The following is a 17,538-nucleotide window of genomic DNA, read 5'->3' on the forward strand; positions in this document are numbered from 1 at the left end:
GTGGCCCGCTACGGTTGCCCGCATGCTGACCACCGCATGCGTGGTGCTCTCCTCCTTGACCTTCGTCCTCGGCTACGGCCTTGCCCGGGTTTCGCGGCGCGGCCCCCGGGCGTCCGGCCGCCGGTCCAAGGACGAGGCGACGTTCACCACGCTGCACCTCGCCGCGATGGCCGCCCCGGCACTGCGCACGGGGCTGCACCGCGACTCGGCCCGTCACGCCGTCCGCCACCTGCGCGCCCTGCTCGGCACCCACGCCGTCGCCATCACCTCGACCGACGCGGCGCTGGCCTGGGACGGGCCGTGCACCGACGAGGTGCTCACCTACGCGCGCACGGCACTGGCGGCCGGCCGGGCGCAGGTGTTCGCCGGCGAGCCGTACGGAGCGGTGGTGGCGCCGCTGACCGTGGACGGCACGATCGTCGGAGCGCTGGCCGCGTTCGACGACGAGCTGAGCGCGGGGCTGGTCCGCACCGTCACCGAGGTGGCCGGCTGGGTGTCGGGGCAGCTGGAGCTGGCCGAGCTCGACTCGTCGCGCCGCCGCGCGCTGGAGGCGGAGATGCGGGCGCTGCGGGCCCAGATCTCGCCGCACTTCGTCTACAACGCGCTGACCACGATCGCGTCGTTCATCCGCACCGACCCCGTGCGCGCCCGCGAGCTGCTGCTCGACTTCGCCGACTTCGCCCGCTACGCGCTGCGCCGGGCCCACGACTTCACCACCCTGGCCGACGAGCTCACCTGCGTCGACCGCTACCTGCTGCTGGAACGTGCCAGGTTCGGCGACCGGTTGCGGTTCAGCCTCCAGGTGGCGCCGGAGGTGCTGCCGGTGCCGGTGCCGTTCCTGTGCCTGCAGCCGCTGGTGGAGAACGCCATCAAGCACGGCATGGGCAGCCGGGGCGGCAGCGGCGAGGTGCGCGTCGTGGCGCGTGACGCGGGCCCGGAGGCGCACATCTCGGTCGAGGACGACGGCGCCGGCATGGACCCCGAGCAGGCCCGCCGGATGCTCGACGACGATCCCCGGCGGGAGGGCAACGGCATCGGGCTGGCCAATGTGGACGTGCGGATGCGGCAGATCTACGGCGAGGGCTACGGCCTCGTCGTGGAGACGTCGCTGGGCGCGGGCACGAAGGTGCGGCTGCGCGTACCCAAGACTCAATTTAGCTCTTTGTAGCCGAATCTTTACGCGACGTTGGCATGTCCCTTGTGACCTTGGTGTTCATGCGGCAGCGTAGGACCCATGCTGCGTCTGCTGGCCGTTGACGATGAAGTGCCCGCGCTGGAGGAGTTGGCATATCTCCTGCGCCAGGACGGCCGGGTCGAGCATGTCGCGACCGCCTACGACGGGGTCAAGGCGCTGCAGGACATGGTCCAGATGATCGGCACGGGCGAGCGGCTCGACGGAGTGTTCCTCGACATCCGGATGCCCGGGCTCGACGGGCTCGACCTGGCCAGGCTGGTGGGCGGCTTTCCCAGCCCGCCGCGGCTGGTGTTCGTGACCGCGCACGAGGAGTGCGCGGTGCAGGCGTTCGAGCTGGAGGCGGTCGACTACCTCCTCAAGCCGGTCCGGGCCGAGCGTCTGGCCGAGGCCGTGCGCAGGCTGGAGGCCGCCGCGGCTCCCTCGGCCGAGCCTGGCCGCGACGACGTCATCCCGGTCGAGCTGGGCGGCCGCACGAGGTTCGTGCCGCAGCAGTCCGTCCTGTTCGTCGAGGCCCAGGGCGACTACGTGCGGCTGCACACCGTCGACGGCAGCTATCTCCTGCGCATGTCGCTGGCGGCGCTGGAGCGTCGCTGGGCCGAGGCGGGCTTCATCAGGGTGCACCGCAGCACCCTGGTCTCCGTGCGGCACGTCAACGAGCTCAGGTTCGAGGGCGGGCGGGTGACCCTGACCGTGGGCACCGAGACGCTCCAGGTCAGCCGGAGGCACAGCCGCGAGGTGCGCGAGCTCCTGGTCCGCCAGCACCGCAGCGTCATCTCCTAGAGCCGATTCCGCGCCGCCCGGCGGGCGGGTGTGAAGCGGGTGGCGCCGGGTCCGCGCCCTCGATCCCGGGGCCTTTGCCGTGATGGTCGCGATGTCCCTGGTCACGCCGGGGCGGCCGGTGCGCTGAATCGGGTATCCCTCGTGATCTCCGTGCGTAAGGCGTGCGCGAGCCCCGTAATCGACCGTTCGTCGAATCGGAAGGACCGTTCATCGCGTACACACTCTCCGTATGCCGCTGACTACAGACCGTTCGACGCGCTGTGAGCCAACGGGGTTTCGCCTTCAAGATCGCGACCGTAGTGTTTCGGCATCGGAAGCCACCCGGGGCATCGGGGGACCGGGCCGAAAGGCCCGCGTGATGCTCCGGTTCCACGGTGACCACGCTGGTCACCACGGTTGTCGGGCCCTTGACCGGGGGGTAGGGCCCGCCTGCCGGTTACGTGAAGGGGCGCCCGCAGCGGCCGCGGAGACTCGGCGGCGATCCGGCCTTCCGGGGGCGGTCGGATCGCCGGCGCGGGCGCCCCGACACGACGGCGGATCAGCCGGGCGGGCAGCGGAGCACCCGGACACGACGGGGGATCAGCCCAGCGATCGGCGGAGCACTCCGGCACGACGGTGATCAGCGCCGCCGGGCGGCGGGTCAGCTGTCGCGCAGTGACTTGAGCAGCTCGATGTCGGCGCGGTGCTTCTCGGCCTTGCCCGGCGTCTCGATGCAGATCGGCACTCCCGCCACGGCCGGATGGCGCATCAGCGCGGCGAACGGCGCGGTGCCGATGTGGCCGGCGCCGATGTTCTCGTGGCGGTCCTTCTTGGACCCGCACACGTCCTTGGAGTCGTTGGCGTGGATCAGCTTCAGCCGGCCCGGCGCGATCCGGTGCAGGAGGTCGAAGGTCTCCCGCACGCCGCCCTCGGCCGCCAGATCGTGGCCCGCCGCGAAGGCGTGGCAGGTGTCGAGGCAGACCCCCGCGCGCGGGTGCCAGTCGAGCGCCGCGAGGTAGGGCTCGAGATCCTGGACCGTGGCGCAGAGCATCGCGCCCTGCCCCGCCATCGGCTCCAGCAGCAGGTCGGGACCACCCTCGGGGATCTCGTCGAGCAACGGCAGCAGGTGCTCGCGCACCTGGCGCATGGCGTCGTCACGTGACCCGGTGACCGCCGATCCGGTGTGGACCACCACCCCCTTGGCTCCCGTCTCGACGCCGCGGCGCAGCGTGTGGCGGACCAGCGCGACGGAGCCGGCCAGGGTCGCGGGGGTCGGCGAGCCGAAGTTGGCCAGATAGGGGACGTGGACGAAGGTGTCGACGCCCGACTCGGCCAGCTTGGCGTCCTCGTCGGGCCGGCCGGCGGTGAGGGCCCACGCGCGCGGGTTGGTGACGAACACCTGGATCATCTCGGCGCCGATCTCGGCCATGTACTTCAGGCCGCCCGTCGCGAGGCCGCCGGCGACGAGGACGTGCCCGCCGATGAGAGAGGTCAGGGTCATGGTGGGTGACAGTCTAGGCCGCTCGTGCCGGCGTCCGCGCAGGTGGTGGGCCTGCCCGGGGGCGGCGCTTGGAGCATGACACGAAAAGTCCTGGCCAACCGGTTGCGCAGTTCAGAGTTCTTACGGATGGACCGGGCACGACGGGCATGTGTGTACTTCTGGCATGCCCAACACGCTCACCGGTCTGGCCGCCTTCAACGCCCGCGAACCGGCCGAGGCCGAGCGGGAGCTGCTGACCTGCTGCGCCTCCCGCGTCTTCGCCCGGACGATCGCGGCCGGCCGTCCCTACCGCGACCCGGCCGGCCTGGCCGCCGCCGCGGACGCGGCCGTACACGATCTGACCTGGCCCGAGGTGCTGGAGGCGCTCGGCGCGCACCCGCGCATCGGAGAGCGCGCGGCCGGCGCGGACCGGGAGGCGGCGTGGTCGCGGCAGGAGCAGTCGGGCGTGCGGGACGACCTGCGGGAGGCGCTCGCCGAGGGGAACCGCGCCTACGAGGAGCGTTTCGGTCACGTCTACCTGATCTGCGCCACCGGCCTGTCCGGCGGCCAGATGCTGGACAGGCTGCGGGAGCGGCTGGAGCACGACGACGAGACCGAACGCCGCACGGTCCGCGACGAACTCGCCAAAATCACCCGGCTGCGGCTGGCCAAGCTGCTCGGGGAGGCGCCGTGAGCTTCTCGACCCATGTGCTGGACGCCGTCACCGGCCGCCCCGCCGCCGGCGTCGGCGTACGGCTGGAGCACGACGGGCGGGTCCTGGCCGAGGGCCGCACCGACGACGACGGACGGCTCAAGGGCTGGCAGCCGGGGGCCGGAGTCCACCGGGTCGTCTTCGACACCGGGGCCTACCTCGCCGAGACCTTCTACCCCGAGGTGGTCGTCACCTTCACCGTGACCGACCCGGACCTGCACTATCACGTGCCGTTGCTGCTCAGCCCGTACGCCTACTCCACCTACCGAGGGAGCTAGATGTCGATCATCCTGGGCCCGAACCGCTACGGCAAGGCGGAGACCAGGCTCGTCCGCGTCGTCAGGGACGGCGCGGTGCACCACCTCAAGGACGTCAACGTCAGCTCGTCGCTCTCCGGCGACATGGAGGCCGTCCACCTGACCGGCGACAACGCCGCCGTGCTGCCCACCGACACGCAGAAGAACACCGTGTACGCCTTCGCCGGCAAGCACGGCGTCGGTCAGATCGAGGAGTTCGCGCGGCTGCTGGCCGGGCACTTCGTGGACACGCAGCCGGCGATCCGGCACGCCCGGGTGGAGATCGAGGAGTACTTCTGGGACCGGATCCCCGTCTCCGGGCACTCGTTCGTGCGGGCCGGCGGCGAGGTGCGCACCTGCGTGGTCCACCACGACGGCGACGGCCGCACCACCGTGGTCTCCGGGCTCAGGGACCTCGTGCTGCTCAACACGACCGGGTCGGAGTTCCACGGCTTCGCGGTCGACGAGTACACCACGCTCCAGCCGACCTCCGACCGGGTCCTGGCCACCGCCGTGACCGCCCGGTGGCGGCACGCGAGCGCCCCGGACTCCTTCGGCGAGTCCTACACCGAGGTGCGGCGGTGCCTGCTGGAGGCGTTCGCCGGGACGCACAGCCTGTCACTCCAGCAGACGCTGTACGCCATGGGCAAGCGGGTACTGGACACCTGTGACGGGATCTGCGAGGTCCGGCTGGAGATGCCGAACAAACACCACTTCGCGGTGGACCTGTCGCCGTTCGGGCTGGACAACGCGGGCGAGGTGTTCCACGCGGCCGACCGGCCGTACGGCCTGATCGAGGGCGGCGTGCTGCGCGAGGACGCCCCCGACGCCGGATTCGCCTGGGAGTAGCGATGGACTTCTTGCGCCCCACGACGTGGGAGGAGGCGCTGGCCGCCAAGGCGGACCAGCCCGAGGCGGTGCCCATCCAGGGCGGCACCGACGTGATGGTCGAGATCAACTTCGATGTGCGCCGGCCCGTGGCGCTGCTGGACCTGGGCAACGTGGCCGAGCTGCGGACCTGGACCCTGGCCGACGGCGTCTGCCGGGTCGGCGCCGCGGTGCCGTACACCAGGATCATCGACGAGCTGGGCGAGGCGCTGCCGGGGCTCGCGCAGGCGTCGCGGACGGTGGGCTCGCCGCAGATCCGCAACCGCGGCTCGGTCGGCGGCAACCTGGGCGCGGCCTCGCCCGCGGGCGACAGCCACCCGCCGCTGCTCGCCGCCGGCGCCGTGGTGGAGGTCGCGTCACGCGACGGCGGCGTCAGGATGATCCCCGCCGGCGAGTTCTACCTGGGCGTCAAGCGGTCGGCGCTGCGGCCCGACGAGCTGATCCGGGCCTTCCACCTCAGGCCCGCCACCGGTCCGCAGTACTTCTCCAAGGTCGGCACCCGCAACGCCATGGTCATCGCGGTGTGCTCGTTCGCCGTCGCGCTGCACCCCGGGGAGCGGCGGGTCGGCACCGGTCTCGGCTCGGCCGCGCCCACGCCGCGCAGAGCGGTGGAGGCCGAGGAGTTCCTGGGCCGGGAGCTCGACTGGGACTCCCGGCTCGACCCGGCGCTGCTCGGCCGGTTCGGCGAGCTGTGCGCCGCGGCGGCCGCGCCGATCGACGACGTGCGCGGCACCGCCGCCTACCGCAGGCACGCCATCGCCGTGCTCGCCCGCCGCACGCTCACCTGGGCGTGGAACGACCACCGAGGAAGGAGGGCCGCCTGATGCGCGTCACGTTCACCGTCAACGGCCGCGAGCAGGTCGCCGACGACGTGTGGGAGGGCGAGAGCCTGCTGTACGTGCTCCGCGAGCGGCTTGGGCTGCCCGGCTCGAAGAACGCCTGCGAGCAGGGTGAGTGCGGATCGTGCACGGTCTACCTGGACGGCACGCCGGTCTGCGCCTGCCTGGTCGCCGCCGGGCAGGCCGAGGGCCGCCGGGTGCGCACCGTCGAGGGGCTCGCCGAGGGCGACCGGCTCGACCCGGTGCAGGAGGCGTTCGCCGAGTGCGGGGCCGTGCAGTGCGGCTTCTGCACCCCCGGCCTCGTCGTGCAGGCGCACGACCTCATCGAACGGGTCGGCAAGCCCTCCGACGCCGACATCCGCGAGGCCCTGGCGGGCAACCTGTGCCGCTGCACGGGATACGAGAAGATCCTCGACGCGGTGCGGCTGGCGGCGGCGCGGAAGGCGGCGGCCAGGTGACCGGCGTGGCGGCCGGGGCCGTACTGATCGAGAACGTGTACGTCGCGCCGGTCGCCGGCCCCGAGATCGAGTCCGGATATATCCGGATCGAGGGGGACCGGATCGCCGCCGTCGGCCCGATGACGGACCTGCCCGGCGCCACGGACGGCGCCACGGACGGCGCCACGGACGGCGCCACGGACGGCGCCACGGACGGCGCCACGGACGGCGCCACGGACGGCGCCATGGGCGGCGCCATGGGCGGTGCCACGGGCGGCGCCACGGACCTGACGCGGATCGACGGCACCGGGTGCCTGGCCACGCCCGGACTGGTCAACACCCATCACCATCTCTACCAGTGGGCCTCACAGGGCCTGGCGCAGGACGCGACCCTGTTCGAGTGGCTGGTGGCGTCGTACGAGGTGTGGGCCGCGATGGACGCCGAGGTTGTCAGGGACGCCGCGCTCGCCGGCCTCGGCCATCTGGCGCTGTCCGGCTGCACGACCTCCAGCGACCACCACTACCTGTTCCCCAAGGGCCGGGGCGACCTGTTCGCGGCCGGTGTGGAGGCCGCCCGCGAGCTGGGCATCCGCTTCCACCCGGCGCGCGGCTCGATGGACCGGGGCGCCTCGCGGGGCGGGCTGCCGCCCGATGTCGTGGTCGAGCGCCTCGACGAGATCCTCGCCGCCACGGCCGACGCGATCGACGCCCACCACGACCCGTCGTTCTCCTCGAAGCTGCGGGTGGCGGTCGCGCCCTGCTCGCCGTTCTCGGTCAGCGCCGACCTGATGACCAAGGCCGCCGAACTGGCCCGGGACAAGGGCGTCCGCCTGCACACGCACCTGGCCGAGACGCTGGACGAGGAGAGGCTCTGCCTGGAACAGGCGGGTGTGCGGCCGGTCGACTACATGGAGAAGCTCGGCTGGCTGGGGCCCGACGTGTGGTTCGCGCACACCGTGCACCTGAGCGACTCCGACATCGACCGGTTCGCCGCCACCGGCACCGGCTCGGCGCACTGCCCCAGCTCCAACGGGCGGCTCGGCGCGGGCATCGCCCGGGTGTCGGAGATGCTGCGGCGCGGCGCGAACGTCGGCCTCGGCGTCGACGGCGCCGCCTCCTCCGAGCTGACCACCTTGTCCGGCGAGATGCGGCAGGCGCTGCTCTTCCAGCGGGCGAGGTACGGGCCCACCGCGCTCACCGCCCGGCAGGCGCTGGAGCTGGCCACGCTCGGCGGCGCCCGCAACCTCGGCCGCCAGGACGAGCTCGGCACGCTCGAACCGGGCAAGCTGGCCGACATCGCGCTGTGGCGGGTCGACGAGCCCTTCGCGAGCGCGGTGACCGACCCCGTCTGCGCGCTGGTGTTCGCGACGCGTCAGCCGCCCCTGGCCCGCCTGCTGGCCGGCGGTGAGACGCTGGTCGAGGACGGCGAGCTGCGGACCGTCGCGCATGACGCCGCCGGACGGGCGGGCGCCCGGGCGCACCGCCGCCTGCTGCGCCTGGCCGAAGATCGAGGGGTCGCCACCACCGGGAGGTTCCGATCGTGACCCCGCCGGCCCTGCCGCCGGCTCCGGCGACGTACGGCGCGACCGGCCGGAGACGCCGCGGGCCGGGGTGTGATGATGAAGCGGCAACGGCACGCCCGCTCGCACCCGGGGCGCGCCCGCCCGCTGTCCGCCCGACGCGTGGGAGTACCTAGTGGTTGATCATGTGCTGGTCGCCCCGGACAAGTTCAAGGGGTCGCTGACGGCGGCCGAGGTGGCGGCCAGGGTGGCGGCCGGGCTCGGCGTCCCGGCGGTCGAGCTGCCGGTGGCCGACGGCGGCGACGGCACCGTGGACGCGGTCGTGGCCTGCGGTTTCACCCGGATCACCCGCGAGGTGACGGGGCCCACCGGCCGGCCGGTCCAGGCCGCCTACGCCTGGCACCCCACCGGCCACCCCGCCGGTGACCGGCCCGCCGGATCGGCACCGCCGCCCACGCGCGATGTCGGCCGGCCCTCGGGCGATGTCCGGCCGCCGGAGCGTGACATCCGGTCTCCCGCTCCTGACGTCCGGCCGTCCGCCCGGGATGCCCGGTCTCCTACTCCTGACGCCCGGCCGTCCGCGCGGGAGCCCTGGCCGTCCGCACGGGACGCCCGGCCGACCGCCGTCATCGAGCTCGCCGAGGCGTCCGGTCTGCGGCGGCTGCCGGGGGACCGGGAGCCGCTCACCGCCACCAGCTACGGCACCGGCGAGCTCATCGCCGACGCCGTCGAGCGGGGCGCGCGACGTGTCGTGCTCGGCCTCGGCGGCAGCGCGTGCACCGACGGGGGAGCGGGCATGGTCCAGGCTCTCGGGGCGCGGCTCCTGGACACGGAGGGCAGGGAACTCGGCCCGGGAGGGGCGGCCCTCCGCGAGCTGGACCGCATCGACCTGGCCGCTTTCCCGGACGTCTCCGGTGTGGAGTTCGTGGTGGCGAGCGACGTCGACAACCCGCTTCTGGGCCCCCACGGGGCGGCGGCCGTCTACGGTCCCCAGAAGGGGGCCACCGCGGACGACGTCAGGATCCTGGAGGCCGCCCTCGGCAGGCTGGCCGCCGTCGCCACCCGGACCCACGGCCTCGTCGGCGCGGTCGAGCACGACGGCGCGCCCCGGCCCATGGGCGTCGCCGGAGCCCCGGGAGCCGGGGCCGCCGGCGGGGTCGGCTTCGCCGCCCTCGCCTTCCTGCGTGCCGACATCCGTCCCGGCATCGACTACCTCCTCGACCTGCTGGGCTTCGGTGAGTTCGTCCAGGGCGCCCGGCTGGTGATCGTCGGAGAGGGGTCGCTGGACGAGCAGTCGCTGCGCGGCAAGGCCCCGGTCGGGGTCGCGCAGGCGGCGGCCAAGGCGGGGGTCCCCGTGGTCGCGGTCTGCGGGCGCCGCACCCTGTCCGACGCCGAGCTCCAGGTGGCCGGCATCAAGGCGGCGTACGCGCTCACCGACCTGGAGCCCGACCCGGTCCGCTGCATGGCCGAGGCCGGGCCTCTCCTGGAACGCCTGGCGGCCCGCCTGGCCGCCGACCGCCTGTGACCGGTCCTGACCGTCACCTCCGAGAGGAAGCCATGACCCCGTACGACCTGGTGGTCCGATCGCGGCGGGCCGTGCTGCCCGAGGGAGAGCGCGCCGCGGCGGTGGGCGTGCGGGAGGGGCGGATCGCGGGGCTGCACGAGTACTCCGCGGAGCTGGAGGCGGCCGAGGACGTCGACCTGCGCGGCATCGCGCTGCTGCCCGGCCTGGTCGACACGCACGTGCACGTGAACGAACCGGGCCGTACGCACTGGGAGGGGTTCGCGTCGGCCACCCGCGCGGCGGCGGCGGGCGGGGTCACCACGATCGTCGACATGCCGCTCAACTCGGTCCCGCCCACCGTGGACGTCGCGGCCCTGGAGGCCAAGCTGCGCACCGCCGAGGGACGGTGCCACGTCGACACCGCGTTCTGGGGCGGCGCGGTCCCCGGCAACCTCAAGGACCTCCGGCCGCTGCACGACCGGGGGGTCCGCGGCTTCAAGTGCTTCCTGTCGCCGTCGGGGGTGCCGGAGTTCCCGCCGCTGGACGAGGCGGGGACGAGGCGGGCGCTGGAGGAGGTCGCCGGGTTCGGCGGGCTCCTGGTGGTGCACGCCGAGGACCCGGCGCTGCTGACCGAACCCGGCGGCCCGACGTACCGGGAGTTCCTGGACTCGCGGCCCGGCGCTGCCGAGCGCGGCGCGGTCGAGCGGGTGATCCGGCTGGCCGGGGAGACCGGCGCCCGGGTGCACATCCTGCACGTGTCCAGTGCCGACTGCCTGGAGCCGCTGGCCGCCGCCCGCGCCGACGGGCTGGCGATCACCGCCGAGACCTGCCCCCACTATCTGACGCTGACCGCCGAGCAGGTGCCCGAGGGCGACACCAGCTTCAAGTGCTGCCCGCCGATCCGCTCGGCGGCCAACCGCGACCGGCTCTGGGACGGCCTGGTGAGCGGCGTGCTGAGCTGCGTCGTGTCCGATCACTCGCCCTCGCCCGCCGACCTCAAGGTGCCCGACTTCGCCGCCGCCTGGGGCGGCGTCTCCTCCCTGCAACTGGGCCTGTCCGCCGTCTGGACCGAGGCGTCCCGGCGGGGGTACGGGCTGGACGACGTGGTCCGCTGGATGTCCACGAATCCCGCCGCAATAGCCGAAATTTCGGGGAAAGGCGGGATAAAACCAGGCAATGACGCCGACCTGGTCGCCTTCGACCCCAGAGCCGTCACCCCGGTCGACGCCCACCGCCTGCACCACCGCAACCCCGTCACGCCCTACCACGGCCGCACCCTCAAGGGCGCCGTCCTGACCACCTGGCTGCGCGGCCGGCCCGTGGACGACGAGCCGCACGGAACCCTGCTGCTGGGAGAGCGCTAGATGGCCGGCTTCACCGCACTGCCCGACCTGGCCCTGCGTACGCTCGGCGGCTCGGTCGTGGCCGCCAGCGACGAGTCGTTCGCCGAGAAGGAGAGCCTGATCCGCCCCGGCCGGCCCGGCTTCCAGGCGGCCACGTTCGGCAGCAAGGGGCAGCTGTACGACGGGTGGGAGACCCGCCGCCGCCGCGAGCCGGGCCACGACTGGGCGATCGTCCGGCTCGGCGTGCCCGGCGTGATCCGCGGCGTGCTGATCGACACGGCCTGGTTCACGGGCAACTACCCGCCGTACGCCTCGGTGGAGGGCACGGCGGCCGGCGGCCACCCGTCACCCGCCGAACTCCAGGCCGCCGAGTGGACTGAGCTGGTGCCCAGGTCGGGCCTCAGGGGCGACGCCGAGCACGCCTTCGAGGTGGCCGACGAGCGCCGCTACACGCACGTACGGCTCACCATCCACCCCGACGGCGGCGTCGCCCGGCTGCGCGTGCACGGCGAGGCCCGCCCCGACCTGTCCGTCTACGACGGCCTCGGCCTCGACCTGGCCGCGCTCCAGAACGGCGCCCTGGTCACCGCCTGCTCCGACGACTTCTACTCCTCGCCGAACAACGCCATCGCCCCCGGCCTGGCCCGCCACCAGGCCGAAGGCTGGGAGACCGCGCGCCGGCGCGACGGCGGCAACGACTGGCTGGTCATCCGGCTGGCCGGGCGGGGCCGCGTCCGGCTGGCCGAGATCGACACCACCAACCTGCTGTTCAACGCCCCCGGCGCGGTGTCACTGACCGGCCTCGACGGCGACCGCGAGATCGGCCTGCTGCCGAGGACCCGGCTGCAACCCGACACCCCGCACCGCTTCCGGATCGAGCACACCGACCCGGTCACCCACGTGCGCGTCGACATCCACCCCGACGGCGGTTTGGCCCGGGTGCGGCTGCACGGCCACCTCGCCTGAACCCGCGCACCGGGCCGGGCTCACTGCCAGAGGTAGACCACCGAGCCCGGCGGCCGCTCGCTGTTGGGCATCGGCCGCTGGAACTGCACCACGCCGCCGTTGCCGAGCCTGCGCACCTTGACCTTGAAGCCGAGCTGCTCCAGCTCGGCCTTGGCGTCGCGGACGTTCTTGCCCATCACCTGGGGAACGAGCCGGAACTCCTGGTCGTCACGGCCCTCGTTGTCACCCCGGAACCAGTCCCAGAAGTCGGTCTGGCAGCGCGCCACCGTGATGGTGGCCGCCGAGCCCGGGTCGACCTCCGCGTTGACCTTGGGCGACTGCGCGATGACCGTGCACGGCTCGGCGTCGTCGTCCACCTCGTTGACCTGCACCTGGAACCCCTGCTGCTGCAGGTAGCCGGCGGCCTGGTCCTTGGGCATCCCGCCGACGTCGGGCATGACCAGGCCCGCGCTCACGTAGATGGCGACCTTCGAGTCCTCCTTGACCTTGTCGCCCACCTGCGGCGAGGTGCGGATCACCTTGTTGCGCTCGATCTGCTGGCTGGGCAGCCGCCTGACCGTGCCGACCTGCAGCCCGGCGCGGGCGATGGCGTCGCGGGCGTCGCTCTCGGACATGCCCTCGACCTTGGGCACCAGCACCCGCTTGGGACCGAGCGAGGGCACCAGCGTGATCGTCGCGCCCCCCTCGACCTCCTGCCCGGAGACCGGGGCGGTGCTCAGCACCAGGCCCTCGGCCATCTTCTCGTCGTGCTGGCCCGGCGCCTTGCGCACCTGGAAACCGCGCGCGATCAAGTTGCTCTCGGCCACCGAGACGTTCTTGCCCACCAGGTTGCCGGGCACGGCGACGAGCTTCGTCTGCGAGAAGTACCAGCCGGTCAGCCCGATCGCCACCACCATGACGGCGGCCAGCGCGACCAGGAACCAGTTGGGCCGGAACCCGGCCCGCCGGTGGCCGGTCGGCGGCGCCTGCGCGGGCACCTCGACGCGCGGCTGGATGAGCGTGTGGGCAGGCGCGACCTGCGGCATCGAGTGGGCCCGCGAGTGCGCCCCGGACTGCTGGGAGACGGGCGGGTGGGAGCCGGGCGGGTTGGTCAGGCGGGGCAGCATCCGGTGCGCGTCGACGGCCGCCACCAGCATGGCGGTGGCGTCGGCCGGGCGGTCGGCCGGCTCGCGCGCCGTGGCGTGCGCCACCAGCGTGTCGATCAGCGGCGGCACGTCGGCCACCAGCGACGACGGCGCCGGCACCCGGTCGTGAACGTGCCGGTAGGCCACCGACATCGGCGTCTCGCCGTCGTAGGGCTGCTGCCCGGTCACCAGCTCGAACAGCATGATGCCCGCCGCGTAGACGTCGCTGCGCACATCGGCGCCGCCGGTCATCACCTGCTCGGGCGACATGTAGCCGATCGTGCCGATCATCACGCCGGTGCGGGTCTGGTTGGTCGCCTCGATCGCCCTGGCCAGTCCGAAGTCGACGACCTTGATCCGGCCGTCGTCGGTCAGCAGGACGTTCTCGGGCTTGACGTCGCGGTGGACCATCCCGGCCTGGTGGGCCGCGCCCAGCGCCGCGAGCACCGGGATCATGATCTCCAGTGCCTCGCGGGCGGGCAGCCGCCCCCGGTCGCGCAGGGTGTCGCGGAGCGTCCGGCCCGGGACGTACTCCATCGACAGGTAGACCACGTCACCGTCGGTGCCCTGGTCGAAGACGTGCACCACGTTGGGGTGCGAGAGACTGGCCACCGATTTGGCCTCGCCGATGAACCGCCGCACGAACGCCGGGTCCTCGGCCAGCGAGCGGTGCATGACCTTGAGCGCGACAGTACGGTCCAGCCGGATGTCCAGCGCCAGGTAGACGGTGGCCATGCCGCCCCGCGCGATGCGGGACTCGATCCGATAGCGCCCGTCGAGCAGCCGCCCTACCAGGGGGTCAGCAGTCGTCGTGTCCACCCGGCTGAGTTTACGGGCGATTTGCCACCCGTAGGGCCTGACCACCCGAAACCGATGCCGAGACGTGGCCCTCCTTTACCCCTGTTTCACGGGCCCACCGGCGAGGACGCCTCCGCGTAGCGGCGGCGGGGGATGCGGCCCGCCAGCCGGGCGAGCCGGCCCGCCTCGACGGCGCCCTTCATGGCCGCCGCCATCAGGTCGGGCCGCTGCGCCCGGGTGACCGCGGTGGCGAGCAGCACGGCGTCGCAGCCGAGCTCCATCGCCAGCGCGGCGTCGCTCGCCGTGCCGATGCCCGCGTCGAGGATCACCGGCACCCCGGCCGCCTCGACGATGAGCTCGATGCTGTGCGGGTTGCGGATGCCCAGGCCCGAGCCGATGGGCGCGCCGAGCGGCATCACCGCCGCGCAGCCCGCCTGCTCCAGCCGCCGCGCCAGCGCGGGGTCGTCGCCGATGTACGGCAGCACCGTGAACCCGTCGGCCACCAGCCGCTCCGCCGCGTCGAACGTCTCGATCGGGTCGGGCAGCAGGGTCCGCTCGTCGGCGATGACCTCCAGCTTGACCCAGTCGGTGCCGAGCGCCTCCCTGGCCAGCCGGGCGGTCAGCACCGCGTCGCCCGCCGTGAAGCAGCCCGCCGTGTTGGGCAGCACCTTGATGTCGCGCCGGCGCAGCACGTCGAGCACCGAGCCGCGCGCGGCCGGATCGAGCCGCCGCATCGCGACCGTCGTCAGCCGCGTGCCGGAGGCGACGAGCGCCCGGTCGAGCACCTCGAGCGACGGGGCGCCGCCGGTGCCCATGATGAGCCGCGAGGAGAACTTCTCCCCGGCGATGATCAGGTCATCCACCTTGCACCGCCGTGAGCACCTCGACGCGGTCGCTGTCGCTCAGCGCGGTGGTCTCCCACGTGCCGCGCGTCACCACCTCGTCGTTGACGGCCACCGCCACGCCGGTGGTGGCGCTGGTCAGGATGCGTACGGCCTGCGCCACGGTCGTGCCGTGGGGCAGCTCGCGGGCGCTGCCGTTGATCGTCACCTTCATCGTTCCTCCGTGTGCGCGGTCGCGGCCCCGTCCGGCGTGGCCGGCCGCGGGGGCCGCGCGGCGTCGGTGCTCTCGGTCACTTCTGTGCTGTCGACACCGGTGTCGGCACCGGTGTCTGTGCCGTTGCCGGTGGTGCCGGCGTCGTCGAACCGCGCGGGGGAGCACAGCGCGGCCAGCTCGGTCTCCTCGCCCAGCAGGATGGCCGCCGTCAGCGGCGCCAGCAGCACCCCGCCCCGGTGGTGACCGGTGGCCAGCACGAGCCCCGGGACGGCGCTCGGGCCGATGATCGGGACGTTGTCCGGGGTGCCCGGCCGCAGCCCGGCCACGATGTCGGCCACCTCCAGCTCGGTGACGCCCGGCACCAGCTCCCGGGCGTCGCGCAGCAGCTCGTAGAGCCCGCCGGCGGTCACCCGCGTGTCGAACCCGAGCTCCTCCTGGGTGGCGCCGACCACCAGCTCGCCGTCGCCGCGCGGCACCAGGTAGACGGGGGTCCCGTGCACCGTGCCCCGCACGCACCGGCCGAGCAGCGGCTCGGCGGAGCGCAGCCGCATGATCTGCCCCTTCACCGGACGCACCGGGACGGCGGCCAGCTCGGCGCTCCACGCTCCGGCCGCCAGGACGACCCGCTCGGCCCGGATCTCCGCGGGCGCGCCCGGCGGCTCCAGCCGTACGCCCGCGACCGTGTCACCGTCGCGCAGGAGCTCGCTCACCCGGGCCCGCACCAGGGGGACGCCCCGCCGCTCCAGGGCGGCGAGCAGCGCCGCCGTGACGCGGCGCGGATCGACCCAGGCGTCGCCCGGCGCCAGCAGCCCGCCGCGCACCGACGGCGCCAGCATCGGCTCCAGGCGGCGGCATTCGCGCCCGGTCAGCCGCTCGACCGGCAGCCCCAGCTTCTCCATGTACGCGGCCAGCTCGTCCAGCGCGGCCAGGTCGTCGGCCCCGAACGCCACATCGAGGGTGCCGTCGGCGCGCAGGTCGAGCCCGATCCGGGCGGCCTCGGCCGGGTCGCCGGCCGGCTCGAACCCCGCGTCGGCCGCCAGCTCGGCGGCGAACGACGGCCAGCCGCGCAGCGAGGCCGCGCCCAGCCGGAGCAGCGGCTGCTCGGTGTAGGCGACCTCGCTGACCGGTGCCAGCATGCCCGCCGCCGCGTGCGAGGCGCCCGTGGCGGGGGCCGGATCGACCACGGTCACGTCCTGGCCGGCCCGGCTCAGCCGCCAGGCCACCGAAAGCCCGACGACGCCGCCACCCACGATCAGATCCATTCGCGCTCCCTTCGCCGGCATGATCCGGATCAGGTGTCTTGCGGTCGAAGGCCCGGTGCAGCCTTCCTCTCAGCCCGGTCACGGCCGGACTCCCGCGCGTCATGCGCCTTCCACCCTAAGGCCTCGGCGCGACGGGCCGGCACCGCCCCCGTTATGGTCTTGACCGTGAAGCGTGTCGTGGTGGTGGGAGCGGGCCTGGCGGGACTGCGCAGCGTCGAGGCACTGCGCGCCCGTGGTTTCGGCGGCGGGATCACGCTGGTCGGGCAGGAGCGGCACCGTCCGTACGACCGGCCGCCGCTGTCCAAGGCGGTGCTGCTCGGCGACGTCGACTCCAGCTTCGTCGACTCCGACCTCGCCGAGCTGGAGGTCGACTTCCGGCCCGGCGTGACGGCCACGTCCCTGCGGCCGGGCGTCGTGGTCACCAGCGAGGGCGAGCTCGGCTACGACGGCCTGGTCATCGCCACCGGCGCCGACCCCGTCCGGCTGCCCGGAGACGGGCCCCAGCACGTGCTGCGCACCCTCGACGACGCGCTGGAGCTGCGCGCCCTGCTGACGCCCGACGCCCGCGTGGTCGTCATCGGGGCCGGCTGGATCGGCGCCGAGGTGGCCGGCGCCGCGCGGCGGGCCGGCTGCGCGGTCACCGTGATCGAGGCGGGCGCCGCCCCGCTCGCGCAGGCCGTCGGCGCCGAGATCGGCGCCCGCACCCAGGGCTGGTACGACGGCATCGATCTGCGGCTCGGCACCCTGGTGGGCTCGGTCGACGAGGGCGGCGTACGGCTGGCCGGCGGCGAGTTCGTCCCGGCGGACGTGGTGGTCACCGGCGTCGGCGTCCGCCCGGCGGTCGAGTGGCTCGCCGACGCCGACCTCGACCTGCACAACGGCGTCGTCACCGACGAGCACCTGCGCACCTCGATGCCCGGCGTGGTGGCGGTGGGCGACTGCGCGGCCTGGTGGTCGCGCCGCTTCGGCGCCAGGCTCCGGGTCGAGCACTGGGACACCGCGCTGAGCGCCCCCGACGTCGCCGCGGCGACCCTGCTGGGGCAGGAGGCGGTGTACGACCCGGTGCCCTACTTCTGGTCGGAGCAGTTCGGCCACATGCTGCAGTACGCCGGTCACCACCAGGCCGGGTCCCGCCTGCTCTACCGGGGCGAACCTGGCGGAAAGTGGTCGGCCTGCTGGCTCACCGCCGACGACGCGCTGGCCGCCGTCCTGGCCGTCGACCGGCCCCGCGATCTCGTCCAAGGGCGCCGGATCATCGGCGACGGCCAGCGACTTGATACGGAACGCCTGGTAGATCCCGGTGTCTCTCTACGGGATTGTGTTGTTTGAGCAAGCACGGCATGTGGTAGTTGTGGTTTC

At 73.7% G+C, this 17,538-nt stretch carries 17 protein-coding genes and 1 riboswitch; of the genes, 12 read left to right on the forward strand and 5 right to left on the reverse strand.

From position 1 onward, the window contains the following. Positions 1–22 precede the first annotated feature (22 nt). On the forward strand, positions 23–1,168 hold the full coding sequence (locus IEY82_RS35535; protein WP_189128677.1) for a sensor histidine kinase: 1,146 nt from the start codon (positions 23–25) through the stop codon (positions 1,166–1,168). A gap of 66 nt (positions 1,169–1,234) precedes the next feature. After that, the gene (locus IEY82_RS35540; RefSeq protein WP_189128678.1) at positions 1,235–1,975 is read left to right on the forward strand and encodes a LytR/AlgR family response regulator transcription factor; all 741 of its coding nucleotides are present in this window, start codon (positions 1,235–1,237) and stop codon (positions 1,973–1,975) included. Between the two features lie 640 nt (positions 1,976–2,615). Here IEY82_RS35540 and IEY82_RS35545 read toward each other — a convergent pair. Beyond that, entirely contained in the window at positions 2,616–3,455 is an 840-nt protein-coding gene (locus IEY82_RS35545) for a deoxyribonuclease IV (RefSeq protein WP_189128679.1), read from the reverse strand. A gap of 163 nt (positions 3,456–3,618) precedes the next feature. Between IEY82_RS35545 and uraD the strand changes: the two genes are divergently transcribed. From uraD to alc, 9 genes are all read left to right on the forward strand, one after another. Beyond that, positions 3,619–4,128, forward strand: a complete 510-nt coding sequence (gene uraD, locus IEY82_RS35550; RefSeq protein ID WP_189128680.1) for a 2-oxo-4-hydroxy-4-carboxy-5-ureidoimidazoline decarboxylase — start codon at positions 3,619–3,621, stop codon at positions 4,126–4,128. Next, positions 4,125–4,424: a hydroxyisourate hydrolase gene (gene uraH / locus IEY82_RS35555; protein WP_189128681.1), complete on the forward strand. Its 300-nt coding sequence runs from the start codon at positions 4,125–4,127 to the stop codon at positions 4,422–4,424. The genes uraD and uraH overlap by 4 nt, the downstream gene beginning before the upstream one ends. Beyond that, the gene (pucL, locus tag IEY82_RS35560; RefSeq protein WP_189128682.1) at positions 4,425–5,291 is read left to right on the forward strand and encodes a factor-independent urate hydroxylase; all 867 of its coding nucleotides are present in this window, start codon (positions 4,425–4,427) and stop codon (positions 5,289–5,291) included. Between the two features lie 2 nt (positions 5,292–5,293). Continuing rightward, positions 5,294–6,154, forward strand: coding sequence for an FAD binding domain-containing protein (locus IEY82_RS35565; protein ID WP_189128683.1), 861 nt, complete (start codon positions 5,294–5,296; stop codon positions 6,152–6,154). Beyond that, a complete protein-coding gene (locus IEY82_RS35570) occupies positions 6,154–6,627 on the forward strand; it encodes a (2Fe-2S)-binding protein (RefSeq protein ID WP_189128684.1) in 474 nt (157 codons plus the stop codon). The genes IEY82_RS35565 and IEY82_RS35570 overlap by 1 nt, the downstream gene beginning before the upstream one ends. A gap of 5 nt (positions 6,628–6,632) precedes the next feature. Next, positions 6,633–8,150: an 8-oxoguanine deaminase gene (locus IEY82_RS35575; protein ID WP_373291477.1), complete on the forward strand. Its 1,518-nt coding sequence runs from the start codon at positions 6,633–6,635 to the stop codon at positions 8,148–8,150. A 151-nt stretch (positions 8,151–8,301) separates the two neighbouring features. After that, on the forward strand, positions 8,302–9,651 hold the full coding sequence (locus IEY82_RS35580) for a glycerate kinase (RefSeq protein WP_225264283.1): 1,350 nt from the start codon (positions 8,302–8,304) through the stop codon (positions 9,649–9,651). Positions 9,652–9,683: 32 nt separating this feature from the next. After that, the gene (gene allB / locus IEY82_RS35585) at positions 9,684–10,994 is read left to right on the forward strand and encodes an allantoinase AllB (protein ID WP_189128685.1); all 1,311 of its coding nucleotides are present in this window, start codon (positions 9,684–9,686) and stop codon (positions 10,992–10,994) included. Continuing rightward, positions 10,995–11,939, forward strand: a complete 945-nt coding sequence (gene alc, locus IEY82_RS35590) for an allantoicase (RefSeq protein ID WP_189128686.1) — start codon at positions 10,995–10,997, stop codon at positions 11,937–11,939. A gap of 20 nt (positions 11,940–11,959) precedes the next feature. Here alc and pknB read toward each other — a convergent pair whose 3' ends face one another. The 4 genes from pknB to thiO all read right to left on the reverse strand — a co-directional run bounded on the left by pknB (position 11,960) and on the right by thiO (position 16,179). After that, positions 11,960–13,882, reverse strand: coding sequence for a Stk1 family PASTA domain-containing Ser/Thr kinase (pknB, locus tag IEY82_RS35595; protein WP_225264285.1), 1,923 nt, complete (start codon positions 13,880–13,882; stop codon positions 11,960–11,962). 86 nt (positions 13,883–13,968) lie between these two features. Next, positions 13,969–14,724: a thiazole synthase gene (locus IEY82_RS35600; RefSeq protein WP_189128687.1), complete on the reverse strand. Its 756-nt coding sequence runs from the start codon at positions 14,722–14,724 to the stop codon at positions 13,969–13,971. Beyond that, complete coding sequence (gene thiS, locus IEY82_RS35605; protein ID WP_189128688.1) at positions 14,717–14,917, reverse strand: sulfur carrier protein ThiS; 201 nt, start codon at positions 14,915–14,917, stop codon at positions 14,717–14,719. The genes IEY82_RS35600 and thiS overlap by 8 nt, the downstream gene beginning before the upstream one ends. Continuing rightward, entirely contained in the window at positions 14,914–16,179 is a 1,266-nt protein-coding gene (gene thiO / locus IEY82_RS35610; RefSeq protein ID WP_189128689.1) for a glycine oxidase ThiO, read from the reverse strand. Before thiO ends, thiS begins: the two co-directional genes overlap by 4 nt. After that, positions 16,169–16,285: riboswitch (TPP riboswitch) on the reverse strand. It overlaps the preceding gene by 11 nt. A 59-nt stretch (positions 16,286–16,344) precedes the next feature. Here thiO and IEY82_RS35615 point away from each other — a divergent pair. Next, positions 16,345–17,508, forward strand: coding sequence for an NAD(P)/FAD-dependent oxidoreductase (locus tag IEY82_RS35615; protein ID WP_225264288.1), 1,164 nt, complete (start codon positions 16,345–16,347; stop codon positions 17,506–17,508). The last annotated feature ends 30 nt before the right edge of the window (positions 17,509–17,538 follow it).

This window comes from Nonomuraea cavernae (genome assembly GCF_014646355.1).
Lineage (GTDB): Bacteria > Actinomycetota > Actinomycetes > Streptosporangiales > Streptosporangiaceae > Nonomuraea > Nonomuraea cavernae.

What these genes read in the sequence shown, in the direction of transcription:
- IEY82_RS35540 (WP_189128678.1), top strand. Translation starts at nt 1,235, where the DNA reads ATGCTGCGTCTGCTGGCCGTTGACGATGAAGTGCCCGCGCTGGAGGAG.
- IEY82_RS35545 (WP_189128679.1), bottom strand. Translation starts at nt 3,455, where the DNA reads ATGACCCTGACCTCTCTCATCGGCGGGCACGTCCTCGTCGCCGGCGGC.
- IEY82_RS35570 (WP_189128684.1), top strand. Translation starts at nt 6,154, where the DNA reads ATGCGCGTCACGTTCACCGTCAACGGCCGCGAGCAGGTCGCCGACGAC.
- uraD (WP_189128680.1), top strand. Translation starts at nt 3,619, where the DNA reads ATGCCCAACACGCTCACCGGTCTGGCCGCCTTCAACGCCCGCGAACCG.
- IEY82_RS35535 (WP_189128677.1), top strand. Translation starts at nt 23, where the DNA reads ATGCTGACCACCGCATGCGTGGTGCTCTCCTCCTTGACCTTCGTCCTC.
- thiS (WP_189128688.1), bottom strand. Translation starts at nt 14,917, where the DNA reads ATGAAGGTGACGATCAACGGCAGCGCCCGCGAGCTGCCCCACGGCACG.
- pucL (WP_189128682.1), top strand. Translation starts at nt 4,425, where the DNA reads ATGTCGATCATCCTGGGCCCGAACCGCTACGGCAAGGCGGAGACCAGG.
- thiO (WP_189128689.1), bottom strand. Translation starts at nt 16,179, where the DNA reads ATGGATCTGATCGTGGGTGGCGGCGTCGTCGGGCTTTCGGTGGCCTGG.
- IEY82_RS35565 (WP_189128683.1), top strand. Translation starts at nt 5,294, where the DNA reads ATGGACTTCTTGCGCCCCACGACGTGGGAGGAGGCGCTGGCCGCCAAG.
- alc (WP_189128686.1), top strand. Translation starts at nt 10,995, where the DNA reads ATGGCCGGCTTCACCGCACTGCCCGACCTGGCCCTGCGTACGCTCGGC.
- allB (WP_189128685.1), top strand. Translation starts at nt 9,684, where the DNA reads ATGACCCCGTACGACCTGGTGGTCCGATCGCGGCGGGCCGTGCTGCCC.